The 22,787-nt window shown below is 71.0% G+C and carries 19 protein-coding genes; 15 read left to right on the top strand and 4 right to left on the bottom strand.

Features of this window, described 5'->3' with window-relative positions:
* The first annotated feature begins 40 nt into the window (after positions 1–40).
* On the top strand, positions 41–586 hold the full coding sequence (locus H343_RS0109640; RefSeq protein ID WP_486586839.1) for a hypothetical protein: 546 nt from the start codon (positions 41–43) through the stop codon (positions 584–586).
* Positions 587–595: 9 nt separating this feature from the next.
* Positions 596–1,348 carry an OmpA family protein gene (locus H343_RS0109635; protein ID WP_028430954.1) on the top strand — a complete coding sequence of 251 codons (753 nt, stop codon included), beginning with the start codon at positions 596–598 and terminating at the stop codon, positions 1,346–1,348.
* A 109-nt stretch (positions 1,349–1,457) separates the two neighbouring features.
* On the opposite strand, the gene H343_RS34120 is transcribed toward H343_RS0109635, so the two are convergent.
* Positions 1,458–1,637: a hypothetical protein gene (locus H343_RS34120; protein WP_078505302.1), complete on the bottom strand. Its 180-nt coding sequence runs from the start codon at positions 1,635–1,637 to the stop codon at positions 1,458–1,460.
* 156 nt (positions 1,638–1,793) lie between these two features.
* On the opposite strand from H343_RS34120, the gene H343_RS0109630 reads away from it, so the two are divergent.
* Entirely contained in the window at positions 1,794–2,747 is a 954-nt protein-coding gene (locus H343_RS0109630; protein WP_051264879.1) for a prepilin peptidase, read from the top strand.
* Positions 2,748–3,098: 351 nt separating this feature from the next.
* Here the strand turns inward: H343_RS0109630 and mgrA are convergent, their stop codons facing one another.
* Positions 3,099–4,151 (bottom strand): L-glyceraldehyde 3-phosphate reductase, encoded by a 1,053-nt coding sequence (mgrA, locus tag H343_RS0109625; protein WP_028430952.1) that lies wholly within the window; start codon positions 4,149–4,151, stop codon positions 3,099–3,101.
* Between the two features lie 121 nt (positions 4,152–4,272).
* On the opposite strand from mgrA, the gene H343_RS0109620 reads away from it, so the two are divergent.
* The 4 genes from H343_RS0109620 (at position 4,273) to H343_RS29875 (ending at position 9,778) form a co-directional block, all read left to right on the top strand.
* Positions 4,273–5,034: an isoprenyl transferase gene (locus H343_RS0109620; RefSeq protein WP_028430951.1), complete on the top strand. Its 762-nt coding sequence runs from the start codon at positions 4,273–4,275 to the stop codon at positions 5,032–5,034.
* 438 nt (positions 5,035–5,472) lie between these two features.
* A complete protein-coding gene (gene phoH2, locus H343_RS0109615; protein WP_028430950.1) occupies positions 5,473–6,795 on the top strand; it encodes an RNA 5'-3' helicase PhoH2 in 1,323 nt (440 codons plus the stop codon).
* Positions 6,796–7,384: 589 nt separating this feature from the next.
* Complete coding sequence (locus H343_RS0109610) at positions 7,385–8,080, top strand: aggregation-promoting factor C-terminal-like domain-containing protein (protein ID WP_028430949.1); 696 nt, start codon at positions 7,385–7,387, stop codon at positions 8,078–8,080.
* A gap of 201 nt (positions 8,081–8,281) precedes the next feature.
* Positions 8,282–9,778 carry an AI-2E family transporter gene (locus H343_RS29875; protein WP_078505300.1) on the top strand — a complete coding sequence of 499 codons (1,497 nt, stop codon included), beginning with the start codon at positions 8,282–8,284 and terminating at the stop codon, positions 9,776–9,778.
* 60 nt (positions 9,779–9,838) lie between these two features.
* Here the strand turns inward: H343_RS29875 and H343_RS0109600 are convergent, their stop codons facing one another.
* Positions 9,839–11,881: an alpha/beta hydrolase gene (locus H343_RS0109600; RefSeq protein ID WP_078505298.1), complete on the bottom strand. Its 2,043-nt coding sequence runs from the start codon at positions 11,879–11,881 to the stop codon at positions 9,839–9,841.
* 255 nt (positions 11,882–12,136) lie between these two features.
* Between H343_RS0109600 and H343_RS0109595 the strand changes: the two genes are divergently transcribed.
* The 8 genes from H343_RS0109595 (at position 12,137) to H343_RS29860 (ending at position 21,241) form a co-directional block, all read left to right on the top strand.
* Positions 12,137–13,588 carry a catalase gene (locus H343_RS0109595; protein ID WP_028430947.1) on the top strand — a complete coding sequence of 484 codons (1,452 nt, stop codon included), beginning with the start codon at positions 12,137–12,139 and terminating at the stop codon, positions 13,586–13,588.
* A 210-nt stretch (positions 13,589–13,798) separates the two neighbouring features.
* A complete protein-coding gene (locus H343_RS0109590; RefSeq protein WP_028430946.1) occupies positions 13,799–14,326 on the top strand; it encodes a PadR family transcriptional regulator in 528 nt (175 codons plus the stop codon).
* Positions 14,323–15,063: an ABC transporter ATP-binding protein gene (locus H343_RS0109585; RefSeq protein ID WP_078505297.1), complete on the top strand. Its 741-nt coding sequence runs from the start codon at positions 14,323–14,325 to the stop codon at positions 15,061–15,063. Before H343_RS0109590 ends, H343_RS0109585 begins: the two co-directional genes overlap by 4 nt.
* Entirely contained in the window at positions 15,060–17,459 is a 2,400-nt protein-coding gene (locus tag H343_RS0109580; protein ID WP_158679540.1) for an FtsX-like permease family protein, read from the top strand. Before H343_RS0109585 ends, H343_RS0109580 begins: the two co-directional genes overlap by 4 nt.
* Before the next feature lie 194 nt (positions 17,460–17,653).
* Positions 17,654–18,610: an SPFH domain-containing protein gene (locus H343_RS0109575; protein WP_028430943.1), complete on the top strand. Its 957-nt coding sequence runs from the start codon at positions 17,654–17,656 to the stop codon at positions 18,608–18,610.
* A gap of 173 nt (positions 18,611–18,783) precedes the next feature.
* A complete protein-coding gene (locus H343_RS33545) occupies positions 18,784–18,963 on the top strand; it encodes a hypothetical protein (RefSeq protein ID WP_051264972.1) in 180 nt (59 codons plus the stop codon).
* A 238-nt stretch (positions 18,964–19,201) separates the two neighbouring features.
* Entirely contained in the window at positions 19,202–20,506 is a 1,305-nt protein-coding gene (locus H343_RS29865; RefSeq protein WP_051264877.1) for a PP2C family protein-serine/threonine phosphatase, read from the top strand.
* 210 nt (positions 20,507–20,716) lie between these two features.
* The gene (locus H343_RS29860; protein WP_051264876.1) at positions 20,717–21,241 is read left to right on the top strand and encodes a MarR family transcriptional regulator; all 525 of its coding nucleotides are present in this window, start codon (positions 20,717–20,719) and stop codon (positions 21,239–21,241) included.
* Positions 21,242–21,286: 45 nt separating this feature from the next.
* Here H343_RS29860 and H343_RS29855 read toward each other — a convergent pair whose 3' ends face one another.
* Positions 21,287–22,495: a PP2C family protein-serine/threonine phosphatase gene (locus H343_RS29855; protein ID WP_037903120.1), complete on the bottom strand. Its 1,209-nt coding sequence runs from the start codon at positions 22,493–22,495 to the stop codon at positions 21,287–21,289.
* Positions 22,496–22,787: the final 292 nt, after the last annotated feature.

Raw genomic sequence — 22,787 nt, 5'->3', positions numbered from 1 at the left:
ATCGATGACCATTCGACGCACCATGAGGACCCGACGGGCCATGGCCGTTGCAGCGATCACGGCGGGGCTGGTCCTTTCGGCCGGATGCAGTGGTGACAGCGAAGGCGGGGACGACCAGAAACCCGCACCCTCCGGTGAGGAGGGCAAGGGTGAAGGCGGAGGCGGATCGGGTTCCGACGAGAGCAAGGTGCTCGCCGAGGTCAAGGGCGGGGACAGCATGACGCTCACCGTCACTTCAGCCGAGCGGGACGACGGCGGTTTCGTCACGGTCAACGGCCGGCTGACGAACGGCAGCAGCAAGCTGTGGACGGGGGTGGAGTGGAAGTCCGACGAGACTGAGCTGTCGGTGAAGAACCAGGCGTCCATGGCAGCTTCCAAACTCACCGACAAGGCAGGAAAGAAGCGGTACTTCATTCTGAGGGACACCGAAGGACGTTGCCTTTGCACCTCGTTCCAGGGCGGCTTGAAGCCCGGTGAGACGAAGTCCTGGTACGCCCAGTTCCCCGCACCGCCCGAGGACTCGACCGAAGTCGACTTCCAGATCGCGGACATGCCACCCGCCAGCCTCAAAATCTCGGAAGGGTGAGCTGCCCCGATGAACCGCCCGCGAACGGATGTCTTTCGATGGGTCGCCTGCACGTCGGTCTCGGTCGTGCTCTTCACAGCGATCAGCTCCGCCACCGCTCAGGCGGACCCCTCGCCGCTGCCCAGCCCGCCCGCCCCGCCGTCCCTGCCCGGCGCCGACGATCCCACGAGCATCCCGACCGAGGTCGCACCCTCCCTTCCCGGGGACGACGGCGCTCCCGGACCCGCGCCCAAGTTCAGCGAACCGCCGGACAACATCGGCGACTCGAAGCCGCCGGTCGAACTCGACTCCCAGGCGGCCGGACTCAAACTGGCCGACGGTGCGGAACTCGCCCCGTCCAAGGTGCTCGACATCAAGTTCGTGACCGAGGACCTGGGCGGTGAGGAACGCCGTGAGGACAGCACGGAGAAGACGAAGTTCACCCTCCAGGCGGAGGTGCTCTTCCCCAAGGACAGTTCGAAGCTCGACAGCAGCGCCGAGTCACGTATCCGGGACATCGTCGACGAGGCCGACAAGCAGAAGGCCGAGGAGCTCAACGTCTTCGGTTTCACGGACGATCTCGGCTCCTACCAGCACGGCAAGGAACTCTCGAAGAAGCGTGCCGACGCGGTGCAGAAGGCGCTGGCCGAGGAGTTGAACTCCACGTCGGTCACCTTCAACGTACGGGGTTACAGCGAGGACTACCCGATCGCCGACAACAGGACCGAGGAGGGCCGTAAGAAGAACCGCCGTGTCGAGGTGTCCTTCGCCCGTCAGGAATGAGAGCCGTCAGTGGTGAATGGGGCGGCCGGAGCGGCCGCTTCCGTGCTTCCGCACCACAGTGTCCTTGCGAAGGTCGCCGAACTCGCCTGCGGACAACGGAAAACGAAGATCAGGCGGCCGGTTCCACCTGCGCCTGGATGGCGCGCCGCCAGTCGGAGCGAAGTCGGTCGAGTTCGACGAGGTCCGCCTGCGACCAGATCGTACGACCCGCGACGTAACGCCGAATCGCCTCGTTGGCCTCAGCGATGGCGCGGCCTTGTGTTGCAGACTGCTGAGAAGTCGAGGACATGCATCAAGACTAGGGCCTCGCACTGACATCCACGGCCAAATACTGGGCGATTTAGGTCACGTGACACCGGCTCACCTCGTGTAAACCTCGGGCGGCCTTCGATTTCGGTCCCACCTTGCCCGCCCTGACCGGTGGTTTCGTGCATAAGCTCGCGTCGTGCTGCTGACGTTGACGCTCGTTGTGTGCGCGGCCTGTTACGGCGCCGTCGCCGGGGCGCTGTTGCCGCGCACCGTCTACCGGTTCGCGGTCGGGCGGGAGCAGCCCCGCCCCACGAGCTGTCCGCGGGGGCACCCGCTGCCGCTCTCGCTGCGCGGCTGGGCGGGGCCCGCCCGCTGCGCCCGGTGCACCGGCTCCACGCGGACTGTTGACTCCCCGCGGAGTGCCCAGTACCCGGAGGAGACCGCCTCCGCGGAGGACGCCCCGCCCGCGCCGTACGCCGACGTCACCGAGCACGCCGACGTCACCGAGTACACCGGGCACACCGAGGACGCCGACGACACCGGGTACGCAGGGGACACCGAGACCCGGGGGAGCCACGGAGCATCCCCCGGGAGCACCCGCGGCGCCTACGGTTCCCGCACGCTCCCGCTCCTCCTCTCCGGTGCCGCCGTCTGTGCCGCGCTCGCCGGATCAGTGGGCCCGCGCCCGGAGTTGGCGGTGTGGCTGCTGATCGTGCCGTCCGGGCTGCTGCTGGCGGCCGTGGACATCCGGGTGCGGCGGCTTCCCGACGTACTGACCCTGCCCCTGGCCGCCGCCACCGCCGCACTCCTCGCCGTCGCCGCCGCCGTTCCCGGAGCGGGCGGCAGTTGGGTACGGGCTCTGCTCGGCGGAGCGGTCCTCGCGTCCGTCTACTTCGTGCTGTTCCTGGTGCATCCGCGCGGACTGGGCTTCGGCGACGTCAAGTTGGCGCTCACCGCGGGTGTCGCTCTTGGGTGGTACGGGTGGCAGCCGCTGCTGGCGGGTGCGTTCCTCGGTTTTCTGCTGCACGCCGGGTACGGCGTCGCACTGATGCTGGCCGGCCGTGCGGGACGCAGGACGGCCCTGCCCTTCGGTCCCTTCATGTTCGCGGGCGCCGTGCTGGGTGTCGTCACCGCCGCCGCGGGCGCCTGAGAGGGAGGGGCGCGGGACGGGCGGCGACGGACCCGGCCGGAACGCGACACGGCGGGCCCGCTCCCCCTGCCCCGCGGACGGGCGGTAAGGGGCTAGGCTTGGGAACCCCCCCTCGGGCCGGTCCGTACACCCCCCCCACGGACCGGCCCGTTCTCTGTTCCCGGGACTTCCGGCGGCCGCCCGCCCGGCCCCGGGGCCCCGCCGTCACCGCCCGGCACACCGGGCCTGCCTCCGGCTCGGCGCCCTGCCCCTCGCCCGTTCGACCGGTCCGTCGACCCGGCCGGCTCACTGCCCCGGCCGGGCCGCCGTCCCCGCTTGCCCGGGGGTCAGGGCCCCCGGGGGCCCGGCGCTTCAGCTCTCGCTGCTCCGGGACCAGATGTTGGTGCCCGGTTCGGAGACCGCGTACGTGTCGATCTCGCGCAGCTCCTCCTCCGTCAGCTCCGGCCCTTCCAACGCCGCGACGTTCGCCTCGAGCTGCCGCACACTGCTGGCGCCGATCAGCGCCGACGTCATCCGCGGGTCGCGCAGCACCCAGCGCAGCGCGAGCTGGGCCAGGGACTGGCCCCGGCGCCGTGCGATGCCGTCGAGCCCGCGCAGCCGCCGGAGCACCTCCTCCGTCAGCAGCCCCGGGTCCAGCGACTTGCCCTGCGCGGCCCGTGAGTCCTCCGGGACGCCCTGCAGGTACTTGTCGGTGAGCAGGCCCTGGGCGAGTGGGGCGAAGGAGATGCAGCCCATGCCTTCGTCCTCCAGCGCGTCGAGCAGCCCGTCCTCCTCCGTCCAGCGGTTGAGCATCGAGTAGGAGGGCTGGTGGATGAGAGCCGGCACGCCCATCTCGCGCAGCAGTCCCGCCGCTTCGCGGGTGCGCCGGGCGTTGTAGGAGGAGACCCCCGCGTACAGGGCCTTCCCCTGCCGTACGGCGGAGGCCAGCGCCCCCATCGTCTCCTCCAGCGGCGTCTCCGGGTCGAAGCGGTGGGAGTAGAAGATGTCGACGTACTCCAGGCCCATGCGGCGCAGTGAGGCGTCCAGGGAGGAGAGCAGGTACTTGCGGGAGCCCCAGTCGCCGTACGGGCCGGGGTGCATCGGGTAGCCCGCCTTGGTGGATATCACCAGCTCGTCGCGGTAGGGCCGGAAGTCCTGGGCCATCAGCTTGCCGAAGTTCAGCTCGGCCGATCCGGGTGGCGGCCCGTAGTTGTTCGCCAGGTCGAAGTGGGTGACGCCCAGGTCGAAGGCGCGCCGCAGGATGGCGCGCTGGGTCTCCAGGGCGCGGTCGTCGCCGAAGTTGTGCCACAGGCCGAGCGAGACGGCGGGCAGCTTGAGCCCCGACCTGCCGGTACGCCGGTAGTCCATGGAGTCGTAGCGGCCGTCGTACGCCCGGAAGGGATGGAGGGAGGAGTCGTCCGTCATGCGCCCTTACTATCAGTTCCTCTCAGGTCCGCCGCCGGGAGCGGCCCGGCTTCGTACAGGGGCGTCACCAGCAGTAAGGTTCAACAATCCCGGACTCGCCAAGGAGGGGCTGGCCATTCCCATGAAGCTTCGTGACCTGGTGTACAGGCTCTATGCGCGCCGGGTGGAGGACCGTCTCGACACCGACCAGGTGCCCAAGCACATCGGCGTCATCCTGGACGGCAACCGCCGCTGGGCCCGCGCCTCGGGCGGCACGACGGAGCAGGGGCATCAGGCCGGCGCCGAGAAGATCCGGGAGCTGCTGGGCTGGTGCGCGGAGACGGACGTCGAGGTCGTCACGCTGTGGCTGCTGTCCACGGACAACCTGCACCGGCCCGAGAACGAGCTCCTGCCCCTGCTCGGCATCATCGAGGGCACCGTGCGTGATCTCGCCGGTGACGGCCGCTGGCGCGTCCACCACGTCGGCCAGCTGGACCTGCTGCCGGACCGTACGCAGCAGGTGCTGAAGAAGGCCGAGGAGCAGGCCGGGGACATCGACGGGATACTGGTGAACGTGGCCGTCGGCTACGGCGGGCGGCAGGAGATCACCGATGCGGTGCGTTCGCTGCTCGCCGACCGTGCCGCGAAGGGCGGGAGCCTGGACGAGCTGGCGGAGGGCCTGACCGTCGAGGACATCTCCGAGCACCTCTACACCAGGGGCCAGCCCGACCCGGACCTGGTGATCCGCACCAGCGGCGAGCAGCGGCTGTCCGGCTTCATGCTCTGGCAGAGCGCCCACTCGGAGTACTACTTCTGTGAGGTCTTCTGGCCTGCCTTCCGCAAGGTCGACTTCCTGCGTGCCCTGCGGGACTACGCGGCTCGTCACCGCCGCTACGGGAACTGAGCCCGCCCGGAACGCCGGCCTCCGGGCGGGCGCACGTCTCGGCTGCGCGCGGGCGTGTACGGCGGGGGCGCGTACCGCGGGGGCGCGTACGGCGGGGGCGCGTACCGCGCGGGCGTGCGACGCCGCGCCAGGGCCCGCCCGTCTCCGTGACCTGCAGCTGCTTGACCGGATCGAGTTGTCGTGGTCACCCGGCCGGGGTCCACCGCATATGCCATTGCATGCTTGAGCTCGCCCGGGGGAATATCCCTCATTGCCGGGTGCCCTCCACAGGCTCCGGCGCCGGGAGGCCCGTTTGCAGACCACGGACGACCGCAGAAGATGCGGCGACGCGGATGTCGCGGAGGGCCGGTGCACGGCCCGCCGCGTGCGGGCGCGGACCGGTCTCTTCCCTTGCGACGCCGTCGCACCCCGACCTCTTCCGAGGGGGTTCGTCCACCCGTGGTGACAAGCAAGAAGCGCAATGAGTCCGACCGGCGCACGTATGTCATCGACACCAGCGTGCTGCTCGCCGACCCGACGGCAATGGATCGTTTCGATGAGCACGAGGTGGTGCTCCCGGTCGTCGTCGTGACCGAGTTGGAGGCCAAGCGGCATCACCCGGAGCTGGGCTACTTCGCACGGCAGGCGCTGCGGAGACTGGACGAGTACCGCGTCCGGTACGGCCGGCTCGACGCTCCCATCCCGATAGGGGACGTGGGCGGTTCACTGCGAGTGGAGCTGAACCACTCCGACACAGGCGTGCTCCCGGCCGGTTTCCGGTTGCAGGACAACGACTCGCGGATTCTGGCCGTGGCCAGGAACCTGCAGGCGGAGGGGTACGACGTCACGGTCGTCTCCAAGGACCTGCCCCTGCGGATCAAGGCGTCCTCCGTGGGACTCCTCGCCGAGGAGTACCGCGCGGAGCTCGCCATCACCGAGTCGGGCTGGACCGGCATGTCCGAGCTGACCCTCCCCGGTGAGGACATCGACGAACTCTTCGCTGCCGACAGCGTGTTCGTGCAGGAGGCGTCCGAACTGCCTGTGCACACCGGCCTGGTGCTCCAGTCGGAGAAGGGCAAGGCGCTGGGGCGGGTGACACCGGACGGGCGTATCAAGCTGGTGCGCGGCGACCGGGAGGCGTTCGGCATCAAGGGGCGCAGCGCGGAGCAGCGCATCGCTCTCGACATGCTTCTCGACCCCGACATCGGCATCCTGTCCATGGGCGGCCGCGCCGGTACGGGCAAGAGCGCGCTCGCGCTCTGCGCCGGGCTGGAGGCGGTGCTGGAGCGCCGTCAGCACCGGAAGGTGATGGTCTTCCGTCCGCTGTACGCGGTCGGCGGTCAGGACCTGGGCTATCTTCCCGGCACCGAGGCCGAGAAGATGAATCCCTGGGCGCAGGCGGTCTTCGACACGCTCTCCGCGGTGACCAGCCGTGAGGTGATCGACGAGGTGGTCGAGCGCGGAATGCTGGAGGTGCTGCCGCTGACGCACATCAGGGGCCGTTCGCTGCACGACGCGTTCGTCATCGTGGACGAGGCCCAGTCCCTGGAGCGGAACGTCCTGCTGACCGTGCTCTCGCGCATCGGGTCCGGTTCACGGGTGGTCCTCACCCATGACGTGGCGCAGCGGGACAATCTGCGCGTCGGCCGGTACGACGGCGTGGTGGCGGTGGTGGAGAAGCTGAAGGGCCATCCGCTCTTCTCGCACATCACACTCACCCGGTCCGAAAGGTCTCCCATTGCGGCCCTTGTGACCGAAATGCTGGAAGAGGCGCATATCTGAGGGCAGTTGAGCCGAAGGCGCCGGTCGTCCCCCTGGCGGCCGGCGCCTTCGGGTGTGCGGCGGGTGTCCTCCCGGTGGACGGGAGTGCGCGCGATGCTGTACGGAATGGAGTGCCCGGGATTGCCCGGCGCCTGGCCGGAATTCTGCGCGGGCGGCTCTGACCTGCGGTGACGGCAGGAGACTTGGCGGTGGGCGGCGGTGTTCGCGCTGGCCGTTCCGCGAGGGTCCGGCAGCTTAGCCCCAACGGCCGTGCCGCGCCCGTATTTCCGTGGGATGTGACAGCCAAACCCCGTGTGAGCTATCCCACTCGGCACGGAATTGCCTCAGCCCTCTCGCGTCCGGCAGGGTGTGGTTCCTGTCAGGCCCCGCATACGGCACAGCAGTAACACCCATGGTGTGACACCGCAGCGCAGTACAGAACTGAACAGCAGTCACGCCGTATGCCGCCCGAGCACCACGCGGGTCCCCCAGCCCAAGGGGGCCCTCACGGGCCCGTGCCTCCTGTGACCGAAGTTCCTGGGAGGTCAGTGCCAAGGGGCACGATTGCGCCCGCGCGGTCACTCAAGCGGGCACGTTGGAAGGAAAGCGTGTGACTCGGATCTCCGTCCGGGGATTCGCCGTGGCGTCCGCCACCGCGGTCACCACCGTTGGCGCCGTCGTCGGTGTGGCCTCCGGTAGCCAGCAGGGCCAGACGACGACCGATGTCGAGGCCACTGCTGCTGACGCGACGCTCCTCGCAGACATACCAGCGGGCCAGCAGGCCCAGGCGCAGACGGCTTCCCTCACGCAGCAGGCGGACTCCGCGTCCACCGCCGCGCACGCCGAGGCGAAGAAGTCCGCCGAGGAATCCGCGCGGAAGCAGGCCGCCAAGGACGCCGCAGCCAAGAAGGAAGCGGCCGAGAAGGCAGCCGAGAAGGCAGCAGCCGAGCGTGAGGCCAAGGCCGCGAGCCGTTCCGCCTCGCGGGCTGGCGACTTCGCCCAGCAGGCCTCGTACTCGACCGCCGAAGTCAAGTCGATGGCGCAGCAGATCGTCGGCGGCGGTCAGTTCCAGTGCTTCTCCGAGATCGTCGAGCGCGAGTCGGGGTGGAACTACCAGGCGAGCAACCCCTCCTCGGGCGCGTACGGCCTGGTGCAGGCGCTGCCGGGCACGAAGATGGCCTCGGCGGGCGCCGACTGGAAGACGAACCCGGCCACCCAGATCAAGTGGGGCCTGAACTACATGAACGACCGGTACGGCAGCCCCTGCGGTGCCTGGGACTTCTGGCAGGCCAACAACTGGTACTGAGCCCCGGCGCACAGCGCTGAGCCGCACAACTTCACAGGCTTCCAATGCCTCACCCCCGCCCGGACCCCGGGCGGGGGTGAGCGCGTGGTGCGCGGGCGGTGAACATCGCCCTCTCGCAGGACGGAAGCAACCTTCACACCTGTAACGTCGTCACTCAACGGCAGCAGAGAGACGTCGAAGTCCGGGGGCGGAGGACGCGGGATGACGAGCAGGGTGGACAAGCTGCGGGACGGGGTGGCCCGCGCCGCGGCCCGTATCGCCGAGCGGCGTGCGGAACAGCTGGCCAAGCAGGAGGCCATGACGAAGCCGGGTGCCCGGCCGGAGGAGGGTCCGCCGGAGCCCGCTCCGGCACCGCCGCCCCCGAACCATCCGCCCGCCGTCGGAGGCAGGCCCGCGCCCGCGACAGCCGTGCCCTGGGGCGTACGGGTCGCCGCCGAGGCCGGGTGGCGGATGCTGGTGCTGGCCGGGGTGGTCTGGGTGCTGATCCAGGTGATCAGCTCGATCAGCCTCCTCGTCCTGGCCTTCTCCGCCGGACTGCTGATCACCGCGCTTCTGCAGCCGACGGTCGCCCGGCTGAGGCGGTACCGGGTCGGCCGGGGGCTGGCCACCGCGATCACCTTCATCGCCGGCTTCGTGGTGATGGGCCTCGTCGGATGGTTCGTGATCTGGCAGGTGACGGAGAACCTGCCCACGCTCACCAGCCGGGTCCAGGACGGCATCGACGAGATGCAGCGCTGGGCGGTCAAGGGCCCGTTCCATGTCTCCGAGGAGCAGGTCAACGACATCGCCAAGAACCTGAGCCAGTGGCTCGGTGACAACAGCAAGGAGGTCACCTCCGCGGGGCTGGAGGGCGTCACCGTCCTGCTGGAGTTCCTCTCCGGAGCGGTGCTGGCGATGTTCATCACTCTCTTCCTGCTCTACGACGGGGCACGGATCTGGGGATGGGTGCTGAAGCTGGTGCCCGCGGGCGCCCGCGAGGGCGTGGCCGGTGCCGGGCCCCGGGCCTGGGTGACGCTGACCGGGTACGTACGCGGAACAGTGATCGTGGCCCTCATCGACGCCATCTTCATCGGTGTGGGCATCTACATCCTCGATGTGCCGATGGCGGTGCCGCTGGCCGTCTTCATCTTCATCTTCGCCTTCATCCCGATCGTCGGCGCCGTCCTCTCGGGTGCGCTGGCCGTGCTGGTGGGTCTGGTGACGAACGGGCCGCTCACGGGTCTGCTCGTGCTCGGCGTCGTACTCCTGGTCCAGCAGATCGAGAGTCATGTGCTGCAGCCCTTCATCCTCGGCAGGCTGGTGCGGGTGCATCCGCTGGCCGTCGTGCTCGCGGTGACCGGCGGCAGCCTCATCGCGGGCATCCCCGGCGCGGTGGTCGCCGTGCCGCTGGTGGCGGTGGTCAACACGGCTGCCGGCTATCTGCGGGCGTACGCGGAGGAACAGCGCGCCCGTCCGGCGCCGCTGGTGACGGGGGAGCTGTCTGTCGCGGGGGTCCCGGCGGTGCCGCACGCGGCGCCGGGGGAGAGGCCGGCCACGGCGCCGGGGGTGTCCCCGACGGAGTCCGCCGACGCGCCACCGCCGCCGGCGGGCGGCCCGGGCGGTCCCGGCGGCGGTCCGGAGGACTCGGACGGCCGCGAAGGTCCCGGCGGCGGGAACGGTTCCGAGGGCGGGAACGACTCCGGCGGCAGCGCCCGGTAAGCCCTCGGCGCCCGCGCGGCGGGTGACGGCGCAGGTGCGCCGTCACCCGCCGCGCACCCTTCAGTACGGCGCCCTGCGGGTGTCCATGTGGTGCTTGAGCCGCCGGAAGTCGGCGGCGGACCAGCCCTCCGGCGGTGCGACCGCCTGCCACGCCTCCACCGAGCCGGTGCCGTAGCGGTGTCCGTGCGGTGCGTCGACGTCGTAGGAGACGGCCACGTCGACCGTGGTCTGCCAGAAGGTCACGAACGGGAACCAGTTGACCTCCTCCGTGATGTCCGGGCCGAGCGGCTCGCTCAGCCAGCGGGGCCGGTTCAGAGCCAGATCCCAGGACCACCACACGATCGGGTCCGAGGCGTTCTGCAGATAGACCACCCGCGGCTCACGCCAGGGCCCCGGCGGCCGGGCGAGGTCCCTCTCGGGCCACTGGGCGAAGCGGAAGTGCCTGCCCCGCTCGTACTGGGGCCGCCAGACCGGGCTTCCCGCGTCACGGTCGCCGGTGATCTCCTCCCGTACCGGGGAGAAGTTCGGCGAACCGGCCAGCACCGCGCCGTCCACCTTGGAGATCAGCTCCTCGGGGCCGCCGAAGGCCGCCTCGATGCCGTACGCGCCCAGGCTCTCGCCGAAGACGACCAGCTTGGGACGTCTGTCTTCGGGCTCCTGCAGCCAGCGTGCCCGGACGGCCTCGACCAGCGCCCTGTTCGCCCGCCCAGCCTGCTCCTTGTCGACGACGAAGGAGACCCAGCTGGGAAGGTACGAGTACTGCATGGCGACGATCGCCGTGTCACCGCCGTGCAGGTACTCCAGTGGTTCGGCGTCCGCGGAGTTGACCCAGCCCATGCCGGTCGTGCCGGCCACGGCGAGCACCTCGCGGCGGAAGGCGCCCGTGCGTTCCAGCTCCGCGACCGCCAGCGCGGCGCCCGCCTCGTAGACTTCGGCGTCGTCGGCGGCGTCGCCCACCCCGGTGTCCTGGGCGTCCTCGACGCTGCGCCTGCCCACGTACACCCGTACCGGTTCCCTGGCGGGGCGGCGGGTGACCTCGCGGATCTGGTGGGCGGTGAGCGTGGAGCCGGTGAAGTTGCGGCCCTCGTAGCCCAGTTCGCCCCATCCGATCAGCGACCGCGGACTGCCCGAGACGTAGCGGGAGTCCGACTGCGCGACGCCCTCCCGGGTGCCCCGGTCGGTGCTCTCCGCGATCCGTGAGACGACGTCGATCACACCGCGGTCGAAGACGACGTCGCGGGTACCGACTACGACCGCCGTGGCGCTGATCAGCAGGCCGGCCACGACGGCGACGGGACGCGGCACGACCCGGCACAGGGAACGGATCAGGGCGCGGGTGCACAGCCGGACCGTACGGGCGGCGAGGAGCAGCAGCCCGCACAGTCCCAGCGCCATCAGCGCGATCATCATCGAGTGCCAGGTCAGCGTCTCGGGCAGTTCCTGGAGGACCCGCAACTCCCGCTGCATGCGGGCGCTTTCGGACAGCGCCAGGACGGTCACCCCGACCGCGAGCACGTAGTACGCCTGCCAGGCGTGCGCCCGCGCGCGTCCGTCCCGCGGCAGCGCCAGGCGCCGGCCGAGGCGCGGACTCCGCCGCAGCGCGGTGAACGCGAGCCGTGCGAGCCGTCCCAGCACCGACCCGATGGCGTACCCGATCGCCGCCGTGATGCCGCCGATGACGCCCTGGAGGTACCAGGGCCGCGGCACCAGGGAGGGCGTGAGGGAGAGCCAGAAGAAGAGGGTCGCGGTACATGTCGCTGTCAGACCGGGCCAGCGGCGCACCAGCCAGGCCGGGTCGGGACGCTGCCAGTACGGGCGCCGGGCGACGGCCAGCAGGAGCGCGGCGGTCCGGCGGAGCACGCGGCGCGGCGGGCCGGTGCCACTGCCGAGCGGCGGCAGGGGGACGACGGCCGGTGCGGGGTGGCGGGGTCCGGGGCCGCCGGGGTCTGAGGGGGCCCAGCGGCCGGGATCGGGCCCCTCCGGCCGCTCGAACTCCTCCGGCCGCTGGAATTCCTCCGGCCTCTCCGGCCCCTCGGGTTCCGCCCCGGGAGGCGCCGGGCCCGTCGCGGTGCGACGCGATCCCGCCTCCGTGGTGTACGCCATTGTCCGCCCCCACCCGTTACCGGCGATCTGTCACCGTTACGGCTGACGCGCTGAGGGTGAGACGGGTTGACCGCCTGGCGGGCCGCCGGGCCGTACGCGGTGGGGACGGAGGGGGTCGAGGGGGACATACCGGGAGTTTGCCTCTCGCGCCGGCCGGGTACTGGTTCGCGGTTCGAGCCGCCTTCCGGTCGCGGTGGACGGGGGCCGTGGCAGGCGGTGGAACCTCGTACCTCACCCGTTCCGGGAGGAAGCTCCATGTCGGACCACACCACGACCAACAACGCCGGCATCCCGGTGGAGAGCGACGAGCACTCGCTCACCGTCGGCAGCGACGGCCCGATCCTGCTCCAGGATCACTACCTGATCGAGAAGATGGCCCAGTTCAACCGCGAACGGGTGCCCGAGCGGGTGGTGCACGCCAAGGGGGCCGGGGCGTACGGGGTGTTCGAAGTCACCAACGACGTCAGCCAGTTCACCAAGGCGGATCTTTTCCAGCCCGGCAGGCGTACGGAGATGCTGGCCCGCTTCTCGACCGTCGCCGGCGAGCAGGGCAGCCCCGACACCTGGCGGGATCCCCGCGGCTTCGCGCTGAAGTTCTACACGGAGCACGGCAACTACGACATGGTCGGGAACAACACCCCCGTCTTCTTCGTCCGCGACCCCAGCAAGTTCCAGGACTTCATCCGCAGCCAGAAGCGCCGCATGGACAGCGGCCTGCGCGACCACGACATGCAGTGGGACTTCTGGACGCTCTCGCCCGAGTCGGCGCACATGGTGACGTGGCTGATGGGTGACCGCGGCATCCCGCGCACGTACCGGCACATGAACGGCTACAGCTCGCACACCTACATGTGGGTGAACGCCGGCGGCGAGAAGTTCTGGGTGAAGTACCACTTCAAGACCGACCAGGGCATCGACTTCCTCACCCAGGAGGACGCCGACCGGCTCGCGGGCGAGGACGCGGACATGCACCGGCGCGACCTCTTCAGCGCCATCGACGGCGGCGACGCCCCGAGCTGGACGATGTACGTGCAGGTGATGCCCTTCGCGGACGCTCCCGACTACCGCTTCAACCCCTTCGACCTGACCAAGGTGTGGCCGCACGGCGACTACCCGCTGATCGAGGTGGGGCGGATGAGGCTCGACCGGAACCCGGAGGACTACTTCGTCCACATCGAGCAGTCCGCCTTCGAGCCCGCCAACCTGGTGCCGGGCATCGGACCGTCCCCGGACAAGATGCTGCTCGGACGCCTCTTCTCCTACCCGGACACGCACCGGTACCGGATCGGGCCCAACTACGCGCAGCTGCCGCCCAACCGGGCGCACGCGCAGGTCAACTCCTACGCCAAGGACGGTCCGATGCGCTACGAACCGGCCCGGGTCGCACGGCCGTACGCGCCCAACTCCTACGGCGGCCCGTCCGCCGACACGGCCCGCTACGGCCACGAGACCGGCTGGGGCGTCGAGGACCAGGAGATGGTCCGCGAGGCGTACGCGCCGCGCCGTGAGGACGACGACTGGGGGCAGGCGGGCACCCAGGTGCGCCAGGTGCTGGACGACGCGGAGCGGGACCGGCTCGTGAACAACATCTCCGGGCACCTGCTCGACGACGTCAGCAAGCCCGTGCTGGACCGTGCCGTGCAGTACTGGCGGAACGTCGACAAGCAGCTCGGCGACCGGGTCTCGGCCAAGGTCAACGGCGGCTGACCGACCGGGCAGCCGGCGAGGAGCCTGCCGGCCCGCCCCACGCTGGCGAGGAGCCCGGCGGAGAAGAGAGAGCGGACGGGTCCGGTGCCTCGTGCCCTTGTCCGTCCCTTCCGGCGTCCGCCGAGGGGGAGTTGCCCTGGCCGTGCAGGTCAGGGCTTTTCTCCGGCAATCTATACACGGTCTGTATACCTAGTGTGTATAGTCCTCGCCATGTCCATCAGTCACACCCTGCTCGGACTCCTGGAGGAGTCCGGCCCCCGCCACGGCTACGACCTCAAACGGGCCTTCGACGAACGCTTCGGCCACGACCGGCCCCTGCACTACGGCCAGGTCTACTCGACGATGTCCCGCCTGCTGAAGAACGGCCTCGTCGAGGTCGACGGCATCGAGGCCGGCGGCGGCCCCGAGCGCAAGCGGTACGCCATCACCGACGCCGGCATCACCGACGTGGCCGGGTGGCTCTCACGTCCGGAGAAGCCCGAGCCGTACCTGCAGAGCACGCTCTACACGAAAGTGGTGCTCGCCCTGCTCACCGGACGCGACGCCGGCGAACTGCTGGACACCCAGCGCGCCGAGCACCTGCGCCTGATGCGGGAGCTGACGCGCCGCAAACAGGGCGGTGACCTGGCGGACCAGCTCATCTGCGACCACGCGCTCTTCCACCTCGAAGCCGATCTGCGCTGGCTGGAACTGACTGCCGCACGCCTCGGCAAGCTCGCCACGGAGGTACGGCCATGACACCCCCCGCGTCCACTGCGTCCACCGCGACTCCCGCGGCCTCCGGCCCCGGCGCGGAAGCCGGATTCCTGCTGACCGCTTCGGACCTCGTCAAGAACTACGGTTCGACCGCCGCGCTCGACGGCGCCGACTTCGCCATCCGCGCCGGGGAGATCGTCGCCGTCATGGGCCCCTCGGGTTCGGGCAAGTCGACACTCCTGCACTGCCTCGCGGGCATCGTCCCTCCGGACGCCGGCTCGGTGACCTACCGCGGGCAGGAGATGTCGTCGATGAACGACGCCCGGCGCAGCGCGCTGCGCCGCAGGGACTTCGGCTTCGTCTTCCAGTTCGGGCAGCTCGTACCGGAGTTGACCTGCGTGGAGAACGCCGCGCTGCCGCTGCGGCTGTCAGGAGTGGGCCGCAAGGAGGCACAGTCGCGTGCGACGGCCTGGCTGGAGCGGCTGGAGGTCGACGACGTGGCGGGCCAGCGTCCCGGCCAGGTCTCCGGCGGTCAGGGCCAGCGCGTCGCAGTCGCCCGCGCGCTCGCGGCCGGCCCGAGCGTGCTCTTCGCCGACGAGCCGACCGGCGCCCTCGACTCGCTCAACGGCGAGCGCGTGATGCAACTGCTCACCGAGGCGGCAAGGGAGACCGGGGCGGCCGTCGTCCTCGTCACGCACGAGTCGCGGGTCGCCGCGTACTCCGACCGCGAGGTGGTCGTACGGGACGGGCGGGCCCGGAACATGGCTGGTGTGCTGTGACGACCACGAGCACCAGCACGAGCACCGGCACCACCGGCAGCGGCACCACCGGCAGCGGCACCGGCGGTACGGAGCCCCCGGAGGGGCGCACCCGCGGTACCCGCCTCCGGGAGTGGGCCCGCGACCTCGCGATGGGTGCCCGCTTCGCCACCAGCGGCGGACGGCAGGGATGGCTGCGCACGCTGCTGACCGCCGTCGGCGTCGCGCTCGGCGTGGCGGTGCTGCTGCTGGCAGCGGCGGTGCCGGAGATGATCTCAGGGTACGACGCCCGGGAGGAGGCCCGCTCCGGCTCGTACTTCCTCACCCCGCGGGACGTGCCGCCCAGCGCCGACTCCGTGCTGTCCAAGGACGCCAACAACCGCTACGGCGGGGACGAGCTGTTCGGGAGGCTCCTCCAGGCCGACGGAGCCACCCCGGTCACCCCGCCCGGTGTGGAGAAGCTGCCGGCCGACGGCGAGATGCTGGTCTCGCCCGCGCTGGCCGAGATGCTGCGCTCCCCGGCGGGCGAGCATCTGGCCGAACGGCTGGACGGCCGCATCGTCGGCACCATCGGCGAGGAGGGTCTGCTCGGGCCGGGCGAACTCGCCTTCTACAAGGGCGCCGACGACCTCTCCACGGAGACCGGCGCGGTCCGGGTGACCGACTTCGCCGGCTCGAAGCAGAACGCGCCGCTGGACCCCGCGCTGCTGCTGCTGGTGGTGGTCGCCTGTGCGGTGCTGGTGATGCCGGTCGCGGTCTTCGTCGCCACGGCCGTACGGTTCGGCGGCGAGCAGCGGGACGCCCGGCTCGCCGCACTGCGGCTGGTGGGCGCCGACGCCGCGACGTCCCGGCGCATCGCGGCCGGTGAGTCACTGGTGGGCGCGCTGCTCGGGCTGCTGCTGGGGGGCTGGTTCTTCCTGCTGGGCAGGGTCTTCATCGGGCGCGTGGACCTCTTCGGGTTCAGTGTCTTCCCCGCCGACGTGGCGCCCTCCCTCGGCCTCGGCCTGCTGATCGTCCTGGGAGTGCCGGTCGCTGCGGTGGCCGTCACGATCGTCGCGCTCCGCGGGGTCGCGATCGAGCCGCTCGGACTGGTGCGCAGGAGCGAACAGCGTTCCCGGCGGCTGTGGTGGCGGCTGCTGCCGCCGGCCGTCGGCGCCGCGCTGCTCTACCCGCTGGCGGGGTCGGTGGACGGTGCGGACGCCTCCGTCAGCGAGGCGCAGGTCATCAGCGGGGTCGTGCTCCTGCTGGTCGGGGTGTCGCTGCTGCTGCCCTGGCTGGTGGAGCGCGTGGTCGGCCTCCTGCGCGGCGGCCCGGTCTCGTGGCAGCTGGCCGTCCGCCGGCTCCAGCTCAGCAGCGGCAACGCCTCCCGCGCCGTCAGCGGCATCACCATCGCGGTGGCCGGGGCGATCGCGCTGCAGATGCTCTTCGCCGCGGTCGAGACCGGGCAGACGGAACAACGCCGCCACGTGGACAACAGCGCGGCGGTCATCTACGGCCCCAGCTCCACGCTCGCACTCACCGAGACGCTGGTCCGGGAGCTGAACGGGACGCCGGGTGTCCGCCGGGCCCAGGGAAGCCTCTCGTCGCACGCGAACGTCAAGGGCTCCGACGAAGGTGTGGCGATCTCGATGGGTGACTGCTCCACCCTGCGCCGGCTGGCCCGGGTCGGCGAGTGCAAGGAAGGTGACGTCTTCCTCGCACGCGGCGACGCCGACGCGTCCGGGCCCCTGCCCGACCCGGGAACCCGCCTCGTCCTGGACGAGGAGGACCCGGGCAAGGGCACCTGGACCATCCCCGCCTCGACCTCCACGGTCGAGGGCCTCCGGAGGCCGGACGGGAACAAGTCGGACGGTCTGCTGATCACGCCGGGCGCCCTCTCCGAGAAGCGGCTGGCCTCCCCCGGCTACCGGGGATGGGTGCGGACGGAGGGGACGCCCGAGGCGCTGGACGAGCTGCGGACGACCATCTTCCGGGCCGACCCCTCCTACTCCGTCTTCGAGGTCAGGGACCAGGTGGTGACGGCGGAGTTCGCCACTCTCCGGCGGGCGGTGCTGGCCGCCGCGGTCGGTGTGCTCGCGCTGATCGGGGCCAGCATGATCGTTTCGATGCTGGAGCAACTGCGTGACCGCAAGCGGCAGTTGTCGGTGCTGGTGGCGTTCGGTACGAAGCGCTCCACGCTCGGGGCGTCGGTCCTGTGGCAGACGGCTGTGCCGGTCGTGCTCGGCATCGGGCTGGCGGTGGTCTTCGGGCTGGGCCTGGGCTGGGGGCTGTTGCGGCTGCTGCGCGCACCGGCCACCGACTGGCTGGTCTTCCTGCCGGTGGCCGGAGCGGGCGCCGTGGTGATCGCCGTGGTGACGCTGGTGAGTCTGCCGTTCCTGTGGCGGATGATGCGGCCCGACGGGCTGCGTACGGAGTGAGCCGGGCCCTTCCGGGGCCCTTCCGGGGCCCGTGTCCGCTGAGCCCGCGGTCCCGGCCGGACCCCCATGCTGGCCGGGACCGCGTTTTCACGCTAAAGTGATATCACTTTGCTAGACAGTGGAGAGACCGGGGCGGAGCACTGCCTCCGAACGGCCGGCTCCGCGCACACAGATCACGAAACGGGGGAACCCTGATGCCCGCTCAAGACCCGACACCCAAGACCGCCGAACCCCAGGACCTGCCCGACATGCCCCAGCCAGAGGTGCGGGAGGTCGCCGCGCACAGCATTCCCGGCGGCCTCGCCCTGCTCCTCGGCCTGGTCGGCGTCCTGCTCGGTGCGGGAGGAATAGTGACGGGCGGCGGGCTCGCCTCGGACGGCTCCGGCGGGGCCGGTGCCGCGCTCATCGTCCTGGGCGTCCTGGTGCTGATCGGCTCCATCTTCGCGATGTGCGGTCTGAACATGGTCGCGCCCGGTGAGGCCCGCGTCGTCCAGCTCTTCGGGCGCTACACCGGCACGATCCGCACCGACGGGCTGCGCTGGGTCAACCCCCTCACCAGCCGGGCGAAGATCTCCACGCGTGTGCGCAACCACGAGACCGCCGTCCTCAAGGTCAACGACGCCTACGGCAACCCGATCGAGCTGGCCGCGGTGGTCGTCTGGCAGGTCGCGGACACGGCACAGGCGAAGTTCTCCGTGGACGACTACGTCGAGTTCGTCGCCACACAGACCGAGGCGGCCGTGCGGCACATCGCCATCGAGTACCCCTACGACGCGCACGACGAGGGCGGCCTCTCCCTGCGAGGCAACGCCGAGGAGATCACCGAGAAGCTCGCGGTCGAACTGACGGTGCGGGTGAAGGCAGCCGGGGTGAAGATCGTCGAATCCCGCTTCACGCACCTCGCCTACGCTCCGGAGATCGCCTCCGCGATGCTCCAGCGGCAGCAGGCGGGCGCGGTGGTCGCCGCACGCAAGACCATCGTCGAGGGTGCCTGCGGCATGGTCGAGGACGCCATCACCCGTATCGCGGCGCAGGACTTCGTCGAGCTGGACGAGGAGCGCAGGGCCGCCATGGTCAGCAACCTGCTCGTCGTCCTCTGCGGTGACCGCTCCCCGCAGCCGGTCATGAACACGGGGACGCTCTACCAGTGACTGACCCCCCGGAAGGCGCGGAATCCGCGGAACGGCCGGAGGCCGTGGGACCCCGGGAGGGGTCCGCGGCCTCCGGCCCGGGTCCGGACCCCAGCGCGGGTTCCGGCTCCGGCTCCGCGGACGGTCCACCGCGGGTCCGGGCCGGCCGCCGGCCGCAACGGCAGCGCAAACAGGTGCTGTTGCGGCTCGACCCCGCGATGCACGACGCGCTGGCCCGCTGGGCGTCGCAGGAACTGCGCTCGACCAACGCCCAGATCGACTATCTGCTGCGCAAGGCCCTGGCCGACTCCGGGCGCCTGCCCGGGGACGCCCGCCCGCACCCGCGCCGGGGCCGACCCTCCCGCGAGGAGTGACGCCCCGCCGCGGACGAAGCCGCGGACCGTGCCGTGGATGCCGCGGCCCGGGCAGCGGCCCGGCCACCGGCGGTCGTCCGAACGGGCCCGCGCGCGTGGCCGCGGCGCGACCCCCGGCCGATACTGACGGTAAGCAGGGTGCCTGCCTGCGTTCAGCGGCAGCGCGCGAGCCGGCGGTCCCAGACCTGGTGGCGCCGGGCAGGCAGGCGTCCTGACGCCGACCGGAAGGGCGCGGAGAATGGCGGACGGCAGTGACTGGATGGGCAGCCTGCTCGCCTCGGTCCAGGCCGCGCCGCCGGTGAAGTCGGTCTCGGTGATGGCGCGGATGCTCCAGGAGCAGTTCTCGGCCGTCGAGGTCTCCTTCCTGATCACCGATCTCGGAGGCAGCGCGGTCGTACGGCTGGCGGGGACCACAGAGGAGGAGTTCACCGGCGAACCGCGGCCCTTGCCGCTGTCCGGGACCGTCTACGAGCGGGTGATCCGCTCCCAGCAGCTGTGGGTCTCGGAGGACGAGGGTGCCGGGGACACCTCGGGTGACGGCCGCGTCAGGGTCGTCACTCCGGTCTCGGACCGCGGCGACACGATCGGCGTACTGGAGATGGTGCTGCCTGCCTCCCCCGGCCAGGGGACTCTGCGGCGCATCACCGAGGCCTCCCACGCTCTCGCCTATGTGGTGATCGTCAACAGACGCTTCACCGACCTCTTCGAATGGGGCCGGCGGACCACACGGATGTCGCTGGCCTCCGAGATCCAGCACCGTCTGCTGCCGGAGTCCTTCACCTGCGACGCCGGTCCGTTCATCGTCGCCGGCTCACTGGAGCCCGCCGCCTCCATCGGAGGGGACACCTTCGACTACGTGCTGAACCGGGGCGGGCTGCACCTGTCCCTCACAGACGCGATGGGACACGACGTACGGGCCGCCCAGCTCGCCACCGTGGTCGTCAGCGCCCTGCGCAACGCCCGCCGCGCGGGTCTCGGTCTCGCGGCCCAGGCCGAGGCGGCGAACCAGGCGGTCGCCGAGCACGCCGTCCGTGAGCACCGCGCGGTCCTGGAGGAGTCCTCCAGGGTGCACAAGGCGCTGGCGGAGCACGGCGCGCAGGCCATGGCCACCGGCCAGCTGGTGTGGGTGTCCTTCCGCACGGGCGAGGCCGCATTCGTCAACGCGGGCCACGTCTGGCCCCTGCTCCTGCGCAAGGGGAAGGTCGAGGAGATCACGCCCGTCGTCGATCTGCCGTTCGGTGTCGACCCGTACCACCGGTATCACCTCCAGAGCCTCGATCTGCGCCCCGGCGACCGCCTCGTCCTGCTCACCGACGGCATGCTGGAGGCGGACGGCAGCCACCGCAGCATGAGCCAGCTGATCAGGCAGACCGCCGCCCTGCACCCGCGTGACGCGGTGCACGCCTTCACCAGAGCAGTCCTGGAGGCGACCGACCACGATCCGCGGGACGACGCCACGGTGCTCTGCCTGGAGTGGGCCGGGGCCGCGTGGTCGGGCCGGGACGGCTGGGACGGCTGGGACGACCAGCACTTCGTGCGGTGACCGCTGCCGCCCCGGCCGCCGACTCGCGTGCGGGGCCGTGCACTTGAGGCCCGGTCGGGCGCATGTGTGCGAACGGCCGCGGGAGGGCAGACGAGAGTCCGAGTATGATTGTTGTCCGGCAAGGGTTCCGTCGGTATCTGATCATCGGCAGACCGTGAAGCGCCGGGTCCGGCCCGTCAGCGGTCGGCCGTGCTGGTTCGGAGAGTCACTGTGACGAGCGAGAGCTCCCCTGACGGGCCGCGGCAGCGCGGGCCCGAGGCCGCTCAGGCGGCGGGCGAGGTCATCGAGTTGCTCGAAGTGCTGTGGGAGCGTGGCCGGGACGCGGTCTCCCCGTCCCCGGTGTCCGCCTCGCAGTTGAGGGTGCTGTACTGCCTGGACCGGCAGGACGGAATGAACCTGCGCACCCTGGGGGAGGCGCTGGGCTCGGCACCGTCCTCGGTGAGCCGCCTGTGCGACAGGCTTCAGGCGATGGGCCTTCTGGAGCGCTCACCCAGCCCCGTCAGCCGGAGGGAGCTGGAACTGCATCTGACCCGGCAGGGCGAGGACTGCCTGCGGGATCTGCGGCGCCGGCGCGAGGAGTCGCTGACCACGACCATCGCCGCCATGCCGCCCAAGGCGCGTGCCGCGCTCTTCGAAGGGCTGAAGGGCTTCCGTGACGTCACCGAGTCGGTGGTGCCCCAACTCCGGCTGAGCGGGCGGGAAGAGTCGGGTCCGGGCGTGGAGAGCTCGGCCTGACCGGCCGCGGTACGGCCGCTGTCACCTCCACCGGCGCCGCGCGTCTCAGTCCTCGCCGGACGGCTCCGTGAGCGGGTCAGCCCCGTCCTTCCCGCCCCCGTACCAGTCGAGGCAGACGACGAGCGCGTCGTCGTCGAGCGGTGTGACTCCCCGGTGGTCGGCGAGTTCACGCAGGATCGCCTGCGGAACCTGAGCCGCCGGCAGCAGCCGGTTGGCGTTCAGGGAGCGCGCGAGGGCCTGCTCGCCGTAGTGCTCGCCGGCCTGGAACGGGGTGTCGTAGACGCCGTCGCTGGCGAAGAGCAGCCGGTCGCCGGGCAGCACGTGGAAGCGTTCGGAGACGTAGGGCGTCTCCTCGAACATGCCCAGGGGGAGCTGGGCGTCGAAGTCCAGTGCCTCGACCTTGCTGTCCCGCATCCGCCAGGCGCGGGGTGAGCCCGCTTCGACGACCTCGCCCTGACCGGACGCCAGCTCGAAACGCAGCAGCAGCATCGAGACATGGGCGGCGCCACGGTACTGCGCGTAGATGGCCTGGTCCGCGAGGGACGCCTGGTCGGCCAGGCTGAGCCCGGCGCGGCGCGCGTTGCGCATCGCGTTGACGGCGAGGTTGGTGAGCAGGGCGGCCTCGATGCCCTCGCCCATGCCGTTGGTGATGGCGAGGGTGAGGTGATCGGCCGAGGCGGACCAGTCGAAGTTGTCGCCGAAGATCGAGTACGCCGGTTCCAGATGGGCGCCGAGGGCGAACTCGGTCCTCCGGCAGGAGCGGCCCGGCAGGAGCTGCCACTGCATCTCGGCGGCGAGGGTGAGCCTGGAGGCCCGCCGCGCCAGCAGATAGAGGTCGGTGTCGCGCTCGGCGACCATGATCTCGTGGCCGAGCGCCTTGCAGAGGTGCCCCAGCTCCGGCAGCAGCGCGTGGACGCCCGCGTCCTGGCGGAGGACGACGGACAGCACGCCCACGCGGTCGCCGCGCACGCTCACGGCGAGGTGGACGGTGACGGTGCGCGCTGCCGCGTCCGGTACGACCACGGGGTCAGGTGCGCCGAACGCCCTGCCCTGCGGGCTGCCGGCTATGGGTACCGCGGCGGAGGTGTGCGGCACGGGCTCTACGACCTGGAGGCTGCGGAGCCCGTAGTCGACCATGCGCAGCTCGACATCGATCGCGTCGTAGTGCTGTCGCATCGCCACGGTGACGACGTCGAGCAACTCATGAGGGGCGGCGGTGCGCAGGGCCCGCTCGACTGCGGCGAGTCTGTCCACTTCTCCTGCTTCTGACCAGGACGGGAGCGAGGCGGTGCCCAAGGGACGTGGCGGCTTCGCAACCGTAGTTCTCCGCTCAGCATACGCGGCACGGGAGTTTCACTTACGTGATGGAAAAGTGAACGACGTCACACGAAGGGCTCTTGTGGGCCGGCGCGCAGGGCCGAGGACGGGCCGTCGCAGCCGCTTGACCTGCTGTGGAAGGCGGAGCGGCGGGGAAGCGCCGGTGAAGGGGGGAGGTGGGGGGTGTGGCGTTACGGTGCGCGGACAGGTAGAAACATGCAGGACGACA

The sequence above is a fragment of the Streptomyces sp. TAA204 genome (assembly GCF_000424965.1).
Note: the sequence above shows the minus strand (reverse complement) of the source record. Positions and strands in the feature narration are given on the sequence as shown.